General features: G+C 43.3%; 8 protein-coding genes. 4 read left to right on the top strand and 4 right to left on the bottom strand.

Going from position 1 to position 12,212, the window contains the following annotated elements; translation table 11 throughout:
- Positions 1-187 precede the first annotated feature (187 nt).
- Together ACT7WV_RS14420 and ACT7WV_RS14415 are read right to left on the bottom strand one after the other, a co-directional pair.
- Positions 188-523, bottom strand: coding sequence for a DUF2973 domain-containing protein (locus ACT7WV_RS14420; RefSeq protein WP_445103546.1), 336 nt, complete (start codon positions 521-523; stop codon positions 188-190).
- A gap of 205 nt (positions 524-728) precedes the next feature.
- On the bottom strand, positions 729-1,076 hold the full coding sequence (locus ACT7WV_RS14415) for a DUF2605 domain-containing protein (protein ID WP_445103545.1): 348 nt from the start codon (positions 1,074-1,076) through the stop codon (positions 729-731).
- Positions 1,077-1,298: 222 nt separating this feature from the next.
- Here ACT7WV_RS14415 and thrS point away from each other — a divergent pair, with 222 nt between their 5' ends.
- Entirely contained in the window at positions 1,299-3,101 is a 1,803-nt protein-coding gene (thrS, locus tag ACT7WV_RS14410; RefSeq protein WP_445103544.1) for a threonine--tRNA ligase, read from the top strand.
- A 237-nt stretch (positions 3,102-3,338) separates the two neighbouring features.
- Here thrS and ACT7WV_RS14405 read toward each other — a convergent pair whose 3' ends face one another.
- On the bottom strand, positions 3,339-3,731 hold the full coding sequence (locus ACT7WV_RS14405) for a hypothetical protein (protein WP_445103543.1): 393 nt from the start codon (positions 3,729-3,731) through the stop codon (positions 3,339-3,341).
- Between the two features lie 295 nt (positions 3,732-4,026).
- On the bottom strand, positions 4,027-6,000 hold the full coding sequence (locus ACT7WV_RS14400) for a glycoside hydrolase family 9 protein (RefSeq protein WP_445103542.1): 1,974 nt from the start codon (positions 5,998-6,000) through the stop codon (positions 4,027-4,029).
- 302 nt (positions 6,001-6,302) lie between these two features.
- On the opposite strand from ACT7WV_RS14400, the gene msrP reads away from it, so the two are divergent.
- From msrP to ACT7WV_RS14385, 3 genes are all read left to right on the top strand, one after another.
- Positions 6,303-7,289 (top strand): protein-methionine-sulfoxide reductase catalytic subunit MsrP, encoded by a 987-nt coding sequence (msrP, locus tag ACT7WV_RS14395; protein ID WP_445103541.1) that lies wholly within the window; start codon positions 6,303-6,305, stop codon positions 7,287-7,289.
- A gap of 776 nt (positions 7,290-8,065) precedes the next feature.
- On the top strand, positions 8,066-9,811 hold the full coding sequence (locus ACT7WV_RS14390; protein ID WP_445103540.1) for a tetratricopeptide repeat protein: 1,746 nt from the start codon (positions 8,066-8,068) through the stop codon (positions 9,809-9,811).
- A gap of 863 nt (positions 9,812-10,674) precedes the next feature.
- Complete coding sequence (locus ACT7WV_RS14385; RefSeq protein WP_445103539.1) at positions 10,675-12,198, top strand: carboxypeptidase M32; 1,524 nt, start codon at positions 10,675-10,677, stop codon at positions 12,196-12,198.
- Positions 12,199-12,212 lie beyond the last annotated feature (14 nt).

Here is a 12,212-nt window from a genome sequence, read left to right as displayed (position 1 = left end):
AGATTCTGGGAACCCGAACTTCCAACTAACTGATACTGGGGGTTGATTAAACTTAAACTAGAGTGGAATGTTAACTAAACTTATCGTGAGTCAAAATTACCATTACTATTTGAGCTTAGCGTCGCAGGGTATTGCCAAGCTCTAAACTTCCTTAAAATAAGGCTTAAAGATGATTTTACAGAAGCTCTCAGCTTTCTTCTTGCGTTCCGGCGCTATTGCTCGGAGATGAATCGTAGAGAGCATCTAAATGCTGACGTGCATCTTCTACCGTTAGCGATCGCATGACTAACAATGGCTCGTTAATTGGTCTACCTGTCTCATCCAACAGTTCCGGGTGTGGTACAGAACCATAGGAAGGTCGAGAATACGGTACTTGCTGGCGACCCCAATCTGCTTGGGACCTTCCTGTAGATGGGTAACGACGCTGGGAATCTATGCTTAGTGTAAACAGGCTACGCAGTAGGTTGCCAATTGCTAGCAACGCTATGGCAGTAAAGGCGATCAGGTAAAGTAAATGTAACATGGCTTTGTCCTCCGCAATTAATAGTTTGTCAATTTCCTCTGGTAAAGAAGCTGCTTTTTGAGCGTCGTACCGCTTCTGCTCTCGATTAGGTATCTTCCCCGCTCTCTAAGGCTTAGGATTTCGTACCTTATCTAATTGAGAATCGCTATAGATGGCTCAGCTTATCAAAGGCAACTAGTGATTTCCTCTATCTGGGAGATCAAAGTTAATTATCCTTCGGTGCTTCTGAGCTTTGTCTATGGGCAGCCATGGAACGCCACCGCATCCCTACTTTCCAGCACTCACTCAACAGACAGTGCCACGGCATGAGAGTGGCAGTTTCTACACCTACTTGACCACCAGTTGCTTCAAACAGCATGGCTGCGGTGCTGACTTCCTGCTGGGCTTGCTTGACTCGCGCCAGTAAATCAGATTGTTGCTCCTCGGTTAAAAAGGTAATACCTTCATTTTCTAATAAAGAGCGTGATCTAGAAAACCAATATTGAAAATCTTCTAATAGCGGCTTCAGTAGCTTCTTGAGAAGTTCTTGCTCTGCCGACTGGGACTCTGACATGATCTTAAAATAGATTATCTTCCTACCTTCTATGTTAACGCTATTTACATTTTTTTACATTTTGTGACATACAGGTTAACATTTCCTGAGTTTCCACTAGAAAAATAACCTCGGTATCATAGAAGCAGAAAATAGCAATCATAGTCGTTAGGCTACGCTCAAGACCAATCTCCCTTTGGGAGTGGAGTCGCGAAACCTCTCAATTCAATGGAATAATCCCCGATGTCCAATTTAGAAGCTCCAGAACAGCCTGAAAAAATCAAATTGCCTCGTACCAGCGAATCGGAGTCGCTCAAAAAAATTCGTCACACAACTTCCCATGTCATGGCAATGGCGGTGCAGAAGCTTTTTCCGGAGACACAGGTAACAATCGGCCCTTGGATTGAGAATGGTTTTTATTACGATTTCGACAAACCTGAACCATTCACCGAGCAAGATCTCAAAGCCATCAAAAAAGAGATGGACAAGATCCTCAAGCGCAAACTGCCAATAATTCGGGAAGAGGTAAGTCGCCAAGAAGCAGAAAGCCGCATTAAAGAGTTGGGTGAACCTTATAAGTTAGAAATCCTCGAAGGACTAGAAGATCCGATCACGATTTATCACTTAGGGGATGAATGGTGGGATTTATGCGCTGGGCCCCATGTGGAAAGCACGGCTGATTTGAACCCAAAAGCGATTGAATTAGAAAGTCTTGCAGGTGCTTACTGGCGCGGTGACGAGACGAAAGCTCAGCTACAGCGCATTTACGGCACCGCTTGGGAGTCGCCGGAGCAGCTTAAGGAATACAAGCGTCGTAAGGAAGAGGCTCTCAAACGAGACCACCGGAAGCTGGGTAAGGAACTGGGGCTATTTATTTTCTCAGATCAGGTGGGGCCAGGATTGCCCCTGTGGACGCCTAAAGGAGCCGTGTTGCGAGGTATTCTGGAAGACTTCCTCAAACAAGAGCAGCTTAAGCGGGGCTACCAACCAGTAGTCACACCCCACATTGGTAGAGTGGAGTTATTCAAAACTTCTGGACACTGGCAAAAGTATCAAGAAGACTTGTTCCCGATGATGGGTGATTCGGAAGATGAGGGCTTTGTCCTCAAAGCAATGAACTGCCCCTTCCACATCCAAATCTACAAGAGTCAATTGCGCTCTTACCGAGAACTGCCGCTGCGTCTGGCGGAATTTGGCACAGTTTACCGCTACGAGAAGTCGGGAGAACTGGGAGGCTTAACCAGGGTGCGAGGTTTCACTCAAGATGACTCTCACCTGTTTGTCACGCCAGAACAGCTTGATGCTGAATTTCTGAGTGTAGTGGATTTAACCCTCTCGGTATTCGGAACTTTGAAGCTGAAAAACTTTCAAGCAAGGCTTAGTTTTCGGGATCCAAATGTTGATAAGTATATCGGCTCCGATGAGGCATGGAATAAGGCAGAAAATGCCATCCGCAGTGCAGTGGAAACCCTGGGGATGGAGCACTTTGAGGGTATTGGTGAAGCCGCCTTTTATGGCCCGAAGCTAGATTTTATCTTCCATGATGCTCTAGATCGAGAGTGGCAGTTGGGTACAGTTCAGGTAGACTACACATTGCCAGAACGCTTTGATTTGGAGTACGTCGCCGAGGATGGCACTCGCAAGCGCCCGGTAATGATTCACCGCGCTCCTTTTGGCTCACTAGAAAGGCTAATTGGCATTTTGATTGAGGAGTATGCGGGAGACTTTCCTTTCTGGTTAGCGCCAGAACAAGCCAGGTTAATTCCAGTGAGCGAGGAACAGTTGCCCTTTGCCCAAGAAGTGGCACAGAAAATGCAACTACTCGGTGTTCGAGCTCAAGCCGATACTAGTGGGGAAAGGCTGGGTAAGTCGATTCGCAATGCCGAGAAAGCTAAAATCCCCGTAATGGCAGTAGTCGGGGCGAAGGAAGTTGAGTCGGATAGTCTGAGCATTCGCACCCGTGCTTCTGGAGAACTAGGAGCAATGCCAGTATCCCAGGTATTGGAAAAAATGAAGGATGCGATCGCTAAACGCGAAAATTTCTGAGCCAAGATGATTGATGATTGACTTCCTAGGGTGGGCGATGCCCGCCCTATTTGTTTGATAGTAGATCCATCTTTGCTTATCTAGATAAGCTAGCAATCTTCGATCAATAACTGCCTATTTTATCTGTGTCTATCTGCGGTTAATTTTTTTCCTAAATCACGGCTGTAATCAACAAAAAAACTAGTAGCAACCAGAAAACTCTGCTGGTGTTAGCCTAATTGCCAGTACCCCAGAATTCTATTGCCCCAACTCAACCTGTACCTTTACTCTTTCAGGATCACCAGGTTCACCGGCATTGGGAAATAAGTCAAGAGCCTCGCGAGAATTGAGGGTATCTCCCACTACTAACTCTAGATTTAGATCTTCGTTAATCCGAAAACTGGGCTGAGAGTTATCGTTTACTGCTTCGACATCCCCCGTTACCTGAGATGCTTCAGGCGAGAAGTATTGATAATCTGATCCCGATAGCCTGCGTCCCTCTACTGTGCGGAGTGATTCACCAGACAGAGTCACTGAATCATCATCGGAGTTAGATAGCTTGGTAGGGGTAGATGACTGACCATGAGCAAGTGGCGCTAACGCTGCAACTACCGCTCCGATTCCTAAGATGACCAGCGTTTTAGGTATCATTAACTCTCTCCTCTGTTTTAAATTGTCTTATACTTATCAGTTTTGATTTATTAATAGCTCTATGGCTCTCTTGTTAAGCATAGCAAAAACATCTAATAAACTGGTATCACTAGAGAATTTCTGCCAATTTTTGATGGTAAGGCACAGCATATTGAAGATTTATGCTTTTGGTAGGCACAATAGCCGAGAGGTAAGATGCCTTAGGCATGCTGGTTAGTCTGCTATCTTACACTCCAGTACCACACCGTACCTTTAGTTTTAGATCAAAAGACAGACCACATCATTAATTCTTTTGTTATTTATCTGGTTCAGCACCAAAAATTAATTTATCCTTCTCATACACTGGAATATTTATAGTTTTGATTAAACTACTTTGACCGCTCATTTCCTGATATGACCAGTCATTATCCGGGTTCCAAACTGTGCTAGGGCTGTTTAGCCTAAATTGAATTTCTTTTTTGTAATGCTCTTCTCCTCCAGGGTAGAGTTGAGAACCATCCACATCAATCTGGATGTAATAAAGATTCTGAGATTCGTCCCAAGGTTTAAGTTGAGAAATGGAACCTACTGAGTTATTCACTAAATTGACTTTTACTTCTGAAGGCTGATAAGCTTCAGCAACAATCTCACCGATATTGACAAAATATCTAAAGGATAGATTCTCAACTATTCTGGCAGGCCAAGCAGATTTATTGTAGATAATAGCCTTGATTTCAGTAACATTGTCTCCAACTAAAATCGCTTGAGATTCTACAAAAAATTCATCTTCTCTTTTTTCTGGTTCAGGAAAGTTCGCTAAGGGTTCTCCACCATATTTACTATACATTTTTGCCACGGCTCCAGTTAAACCAGCATTGTAGTCTGTGGCAACTTCTGTCATCTTAAAATTAGAGCGTTCGTCGAGGAAATTATCAGTTTTATCTGGGCCACCAACCATGGCTCCGTAGATAATGTGCCTGGATTGGTTTGGTATGCTCTTACTATTAGCCCAGGAACTATGGGCAGTTCTATGGTGAGGTTGAGTGGGATAATTATTGCCAAAACCGACTACATAGCTTCTTTGCTGCGGATTTGAGCCAAGCATGTAGTTAATTTGTCTTGTTGCAAAAGCATGGTATTTCTCTTTTTTATTGGGTTCTTTAACCCAATCACCGTAGATAAAAGCTAAGAATGCTGTCTTTGCCGAATAGCGAAGCGAACCCCATTCATCTAGCCATGCTAAACCGCCGGGAGTGTAATATATCCCCTTTTTGTTGCATCTATCAGTCCAATAATTTAACCAACGCTCGGCATCTTGGATATATTCATCTTTACCGGTTAATTTTGCAAGTAACACATAAGAACCGTAAGTTTTATCATCCCAAGTATGAGTCCAATTATAAGACTTTCCTCCATTTAGTTGCTGAGTTAATTGGGCATAATATTGTTGGGCTAAATCAAGATATTTTTGGTCATCAGTTGCTAAATAAAGCCATGCAGCACCCCAGATTAATTCATCAACATATCCATTTTTTGATTGATAAAAGTCGCTAGCTTCTGTAAGACAATCAGAATATTTTCCCTGATATTGATCGGCAAAGTCATATAGTTCCTGAGCATGTCTGAGTAGCACTTTTGCATAATCAGTATCAATATTTTTAAATACAATGGCAGAAGCAGCCATGGCGGCTGCAGTTTCTCCAGCTAAATCTGAACCAGGACAAGATGCATCTATTTTATAGGAGGGACGCTCCATTGGCATTACTTCAGCTGGCCCCCACCAAGCATGATCTAAACTGCCTTTACCAACCTGACCCCAAAGTACATTAGGTGAGGGGTGAGCTTTGATAAAGTAGTCATTAACCCAACGGAGATTGTCCAACATGTAGTTATATTGACCACTCTGTTTGTAGGCATCTTCGTATTCAATTACTCCCCAAGCTAGTAGAGTGGTTGAAGCCGCCATGGGAAAACCAAGTTTGAGATGATCTCCCGCATCATACCAGCCGCCAGTTAAGTCAATACCCTGATCAAAACCGTCTTTTAATCCGGAATCACCACGCCATGTAACTCGATTGTTAGCTGGTAGTTTTCCTGATCTTTGGGCTTCGTAAAAATAAATTGATTTCTGTAATACTTCTGCATAATTATATCTAGCTTCCGCTAAAGATTTTTGGCTATTCCAAGTCAATGATTGACATAGCAAATGGTTAATTTGATTAAATGATAAAACTAAAATTACAACCAAAAAAATTACAAATAACTTAGCTGTTTTGTATTTTCTAAGCATAAAATGAATAAAATTAACTTAAGTTCAATAATGGCAATGAATGTTACTATAAGTACTTGGGTTTCTCTACAATCTAATATCTACTTAAGATAACCATAGCTATCCGGATATTAAAGAATTTTTAGTGGTCTAAAGTTAAATAAATTTTCAACCTTGCCCCCTAATTAAGAAATTGCTTACGGTTATTGAGAGCAAGACTTACCTAAAAACGGTTAGGATCTCAGTTAGTTACTAAGCATGTAATCATCAAAATTGTATTCATGTTGATGTAACCAATCAGCTTAAGTAGTAATTTCTGTCCAATGACGATCATTCGTGTGCCTAAATCCTGGGAAATACCAGAGCAACAAGTAACGTCAGAATCTGCTTATTTCAATCGACGTCGCTTTCTCAAAACCTTAATTGGTGCTAGTTTAGGGGCAAGCATCTTGCCAATTGTCGGTTGTGAACCATCCTCTGAATCGCAGCAGGCACTAGCAGCAACTTTAGACACAACTAGTTTAAAACCAATTAAAACCAATCCGGCTTTTTCCGAGGTTGACCGACCAATCACAGATCAGCAGCTAGCTGGGCAGTACAATAACTTCTACGAGTTTGGCGGTGATAAATCGATTTGGTCGAATGCTCAAGCTTTACCTACGGAAGACTGGAAGGTGGAAGTGACGGGCTTGGTGAAAAACCCCCGTACCTATGACTTAGATGAACTCAAGAAGAAATTCCCCTTAGAGGAACGCGTATATCGGTTCCGTTGTGTTGAGGCTTGGTCGATGGTGTTGCCTTGGATTGGTTTTCCCATGAAGTCACTGGTTGCTGATGTGGAACCAACGGCTCAGGCAAAGTTTGTGCAGTTTACTTCATACTATAACCCGAAAATTACTCAAGGGCCAGGTCTGCATTTTGGACCTCTGCCTTGGCCTTACACTGAAGGTTTGCGCCTGGAAGAAATGGCGAATGAGTTAGCCTTCTTTGCGGTTGGTATCTACGGTAATACCCTACCAAAACAGCACGGTGCACCAATTCGAGCAGTGTTGCCTTGGAAATATGGTTTTAAGGGTGCAAAGTCAATAGTTAAAATTGAGTTTATGGAAGCTCAACCTGCTACATTTTGGAACACGTTAGATTCCCACGAGTACGGTTTTGAAGCAAATGTTAATCCTAACAAACCTCACCCACGCTGGTCACAAGCTACGGAAAAATTTATTAGTAAAGGACCAAATTTATCGTGGGAAAAAATCAAGACTCTTCCTTACAATGGCTACGGGGAATATGTGGGGAGTTTGTATGTTTGATGGCTGATTAGCAGGTTTTAAGACTGACGGAAGCGGAAAATAAAATAGTCTTCTGTCGGAAAAACCTGGTTTAGGGGGAGTTTCCCCCAAACCCCCTGGACAAGGTTTAATCGGTGGGGATGATTTTTTTTAAAGTCAGTACTATTTGTTATTTCGTTTTTAGGAAGCGATCGCATCTTAGCCCATGGGAGGAATTAGAGGACAGTCACTGAGGTGATAATCTGAATTAGTTATCGGGTCGCTTCCTTGTCTACATGATGAATCAGTAGATTTACACTTGCTCTGATCACCGAGAAAACTTCCTAGTAAAATTGGCTAATATGGCTTAAATGGAGAGATTAATTGAGATTTGTCCTGCTGAATAAAGCAATGCTCAGAATGACAATTCCTACTTTGATTCAGCAATATCGTATACTTAGTTACTACACCCTACCACGGTAACTGCGTCTAAAGCGACCAAAAGTAAGGTATCCTGGGTAACACGGGCGTGCAACTACCAGGCTTCGACTGTTTCCTTGGGTGCGAAATTCTCCTATACTCAGTAGCCACTTGAAAGTCGGCTGGAACGTGCATAGGAGGATTATTCGGGTTTAAGACATTCATCAAACCCAGCAAGGAAGCTGTGAACACCAACGCAGAAGCGGTAGGAAAAATTATTGAAGTCTACTAGAAAGTGACAGGCACAATCATCTGCTTAAAACCTTCAAGTAAGACATTGGAACGCAACTTAGCATCAGAGGGGCAGCGGGAAGGTGTCAAGTCTAGCATGAGAATTCATGAGCCAGAGTCCTAAATTGGAAGCGGAATTCTTTTTTGAGTTGGGATGGCGTCGTAGCGAGGTGGGGGAATACCAAGCGGCGATCGCCTCTTTTAAGCAGGCGATTCAAATTAAACCAGATTACCTGGAAGCTTGGTATCATTTGGGCATCGCTTGGAGAGATTTGGGACGTATTGAGGAAGCGATCGCCTCTTTTGAGCAGTCAATTCAAATTGAACCAGATTACCTTGATGCCTGGTACAATTTGGGCGTTGTCCAGGGATATTCAGGAAAACCGGAAGAAGCACTAGCTAGTTTTGACAAAGCACTAGAAATTCAACCCAACAATGGTTCAGTCTGGTACAATCGGGGTGTTGCTCTCTACGATTTAGGCAACCTCAGTGAAGCTGTTGTTAGCTACGACAAAGCACTAGAAAGTCAACCGGATGATGACTCAACTTGGTACAACCGTGGTAACGCCCTGACTGACTTAGAGCGTCATGAAGAGGCAATTGCTAGCTACGATAGAGCAATTCAAATTAAACCGGATTATCACGAAGCATGGAACAATCGGGGCAGTGCCCTGGGCAACTTAGGACGCTACGAAGAGGCAGTTTCTAGCTTCGATAGAGCAATTCAAATTAAGCCGAATAAATATGAGGCCTGGTACAACCGGGGTAAAGCTTTATCGGATTGGGGATGGTATGAAGAAGCAATTGACAGCTTCGATAAAGCCCTAGGATTTAATTCCTACTTACCAGAAGCCTGGAATAACCGAGGTAAGGCGCTAGGAAACCTAGGGCGTTACGAAGAGGCTGTTGCTAGCTTTGATAGGGCAATTCAACTCAAAACAGACTTTACTGAAGCTTGGTACAACCGAGGTATTGCCCTAGAAGAAGTAAAACGAGATCAACAGGCTATTGCTAGTTTTGAAAAAGCAACTCAGTTGCAGCCAGACTTTGCCGAAGTCTGGAATAGTCGCGGTATGCTACTCAGGAAACTAGGGCGTTACGAGGAAGCTATCGCTAGCTTTGAAGAGGCTACTCGATGGGAACCAGAGTTTTATGAGTGTTGGTACAACCGGGGCATGGTCTTGTTTGACTTAGGAGATTACAATGAGGCTATTGCTAGCTACGACAGAGCTACAGACACTAAGCCCGATCTTTACCAAGCTTATTACAACCGAGGCAATGCCTTGGGGAAATTAGGACGCTTCCCAGAAGCCGTTGCCAGCTATAATCAAGTTCTGGAAATTGAGCCTAATCACCACAAAGCCTGTTATAACCGAGGCATTGCTTTAGTAGAGTTAGGACACTATGCAGAAGCAATTGCTAGCTATGACCAAGCCCTAAAATTGCAACCAGACTTTCCAGAAGCCTGGAGTAATCGGGGTATTGTCCTTGATGAGTTAGGACGCTACGAAGAGGCGGTTGCTAGCTACGATCAGGCGATTCAACTCAAAGCCGACTACTTGGAAGCATGGAACAACCGGGGCGTTTCTCTAGCCTATTTGGGACGCTACGAAGAGGCAATTGCTAGCTACGACAAAGCAATGCAAATCCAACCTGATAACGCCGATACTTTTTACAACAAAGCTTGCTGTTATGCTTTGTCGAATAACGTTGAGAAAGCTCTCTTTAACCTGAGACAAGCCATCAATCTCAAACCTGAACAATACCGAGAGATGGTCAAAAATGACTCAGATTTCGAGATAATGCTCAAAGACAAACGATTTCAGTCCTTGATTCAGGAGGGAAGCAATTAATCAAAAAAAATCAATTTTTACCACCGCTAGCTGCTACCTAAGTCTAGATTTTAGTAATTTTAATTACTAAGTATTGAGCTTGTAGCGCAATTTCCATTCGAGTAAAGTATGTTGAGCTTTTTTCGCCACTCCATACTCCCTAAAATCTAGGGCTTCGTACCTGATCAATTTGAGAAAGGCTATAACAGTTTATATAGAGGTAGCTTTATTGCAAGATGAGATTTACCACAAAGCTTAAGGGTGCTTAATAGAGTAACAATGTTTGATGTTGATTCTCTATACTAGAGGCTGCCGGAAACTAGCGTAAAACTCAGATGAGGAAAAATGACTGCAAAAATTTACCTAGTAGCCCGGTTGTTCTGTTCAAATGCTGAAGCTAATTCTCAAAAAGTTGGGAATCTTCACTATTGCTGGAAGTTAACACTATCGAGACAATAAAGTTGCCTTGATAGGTGCTGGGGGTAGTGTTACACAATTGAGAAAACACTATACCTCGATGGAAAAACTGATGAAAGCATCACTGTTTATTTGACTGAACATAAATTCTGTAAGAATGTTATAATAGCAGATTATCTAGTTCTCAAAAAATTAACTGAGGGCTTTTGCTATTGAGAGATATTGGCGTGCAGCAAGCTATCTAATTGCAAGCCTTTTCAGGGTTAGCCATTTACTTGCTGAATAAAACTTTACCGCGCAGCAGTTAAGTTAATAAACCTCAGTTAAAAACCTGAGTTTTCAGCTTATCTGTAGGCAAGTACTCCTAGGAAAGTATTTTCATTTTTAATCGTCAGGTGTACATTTACTAATTTCGGAATACTCCAATAAAACCGAGAAAACGAGTATTGAAGCATCAACCCCCAATCATGCAGACTATCGCCAAGACTGAACCGAAACTTTCAAAACTCAAAACTCACCTGACGGAAATCAACGACATTGAATCTGCCGCATCCCTTTTATACTGGGATCAGGCTACTTACATGCCGCCCGGTGGTGCAAGGGCGCGTGGACGCCAACTAGCTACCTTACAAGAAATTTCTCACAGCAAATTTACTGACCCAGCTATTGGTCAGTTACTAGAGGACTTACGCCCTTTCGAGCAAAGTCTACCCGATGACTCCGACGACGCTAGCCTGATTCGTGTTACCAGAAGAAAATACGAGACAGCTGTGCGGGTGCCATCTGAATTTATGGCAAAATTTTCCAGACATCGGACTGACTCTTACGAGGCTTGGGTAAAAGCACGAACAGCTAATAACTTTGCTTTAGTGCAACCCTACCTAGAAACAACCCTGGACATGAGCCGCGAACTGGCCAACTTTTTCCCAGGCTATGAACACATTGCTGATCCATTAATTGACTTTTCCGACTACGGGATCAAAACTTCCTTTGTGCGGTCACTCTTTGCCGAGTTACGAGAGCAACTAGTACCCATCGTAGAAGCTATTACTGCTCAAAGTTCTCCCGACGACAGCAGCTTACTCCAGCCTTATCCTCAAGCCAAACAACTGGATTTCACACTCAAAGTGATGTCCCAGTTAGGTTATGACTTCCAAAGGGGGCGTCAAGACCAAACTCATCACCCCTTTATGATCAACTTCTCGACGGGTGATGTACGAATTACCACCCGTGTCTATGAAAATGATTTATCACAGGCACTATTTAGCACGATCCACGAGATGGGTCACGCCCTGTACGAACAAGGGGTCAACCGGGAGTATGAAGGCACGCCCCTGGCCGGTGGGACTTCTGCCAGTGTCCACGAGAGCCAATCACGGCTTTGGGAAAACCTTGTTGGGCGTTCTCTGGGTTTCTGGCAATTCCTTTATCCCCAGCTAGTTGCCTTATTTCCGGCGCAGCTTGCTGAAGTTCCTCTCGATACCTTCTATCGGGCAATCAATAAAGTCGGGCGCACCCTAATCCGCACCGATGCTGACGAGGTGACCTACAATCTTCACGTCATGATTCGCTTCGATTTAGAACTAGAGATGCTTGAGGGCTCCTTGGATATCCGGGATCTCCCTGAAGCTTGGAACGAACGCTATCGGTCTGACTTGGGCATTGTCCCCAGCAGTGATAGTGAAGGTGTGTTGCAAGATGTTCACTGGTACACCGGTCAGATTGGAGGAGTGTTTCAGTGTTACACCCTGGGCAACTTAATCAGTGCCCAGTTCTATGAAGCTGCTCTACTAGCTCACCCAGAAATACCAAGACAAATAGAGCAGGGAAATTTCAGAACATTGCACAATTGGTTAAAAGAGAAAATTTATCAGCACGGTTGCAAATACACAGCAGCAGAACTGATCAAAAGTGTTACTCAGGACACTTTAAGCATTGATCCTTTCATTCGTTACATTCAGCAAAAATACAGCCAACTTTACGCTCTGTGATTACTACTACATGT

This window comes from Symploca atlantica LB2515 (assembly GCF_052546295.1).
Note: the sequence above shows the minus strand (reverse complement) of the source record. Positions and strands in the feature narration are given on the sequence as shown.

Excerpts from the sequence above, each read along its gene's own strand:
- ACT7WV_RS14415 (WP_445103545.1), bottom strand. The coding sequence starts at position 1,076 with ATGTCAGAGTCCCAGTCGGCAGAGCAAGAACTTCTCAAGAAGCTACTG.
- thrS (WP_445103544.1), top strand. The coding sequence starts at position 1,299 with ATGTCCAATTTAGAAGCTCCAGAACAGCCTGAAAAAATCAAATTGCCT.
- ACT7WV_RS14385 (WP_445103539.1), top strand. The coding sequence starts at position 10,675 with ATGCAGACTATCGCCAAGACTGAACCGAAACTTTCAAAACTCAAAACT.
- ACT7WV_RS14420 (WP_445103546.1), bottom strand. The coding sequence starts at position 523 with ATGTTACATTTACTTTACCTGATCGCCTTTACTGCCATAGCGTTGCTA.
- ACT7WV_RS14405 (WP_445103543.1), bottom strand. The coding sequence starts at position 3,731 with ATGATACCTAAAACGCTGGTCATCTTAGGAATCGGAGCGGTAGTTGCA.
- ACT7WV_RS14390 (WP_445103540.1), top strand. The coding sequence starts at position 8,066 with ATGAGCCAGAGTCCTAAATTGGAAGCGGAATTCTTTTTTGAGTTGGGA.
- ACT7WV_RS14400 (WP_445103542.1), bottom strand. The coding sequence starts at position 6,000 with ATGCTTAGAAAATACAAAACAGCTAAGTTATTTGTAATTTTTTTGGTT.
- msrP (WP_445103541.1), top strand. The coding sequence starts at position 6,303 with ATGACGATCATTCGTGTGCCTAAATCCTGGGAAATACCAGAGCAACAA.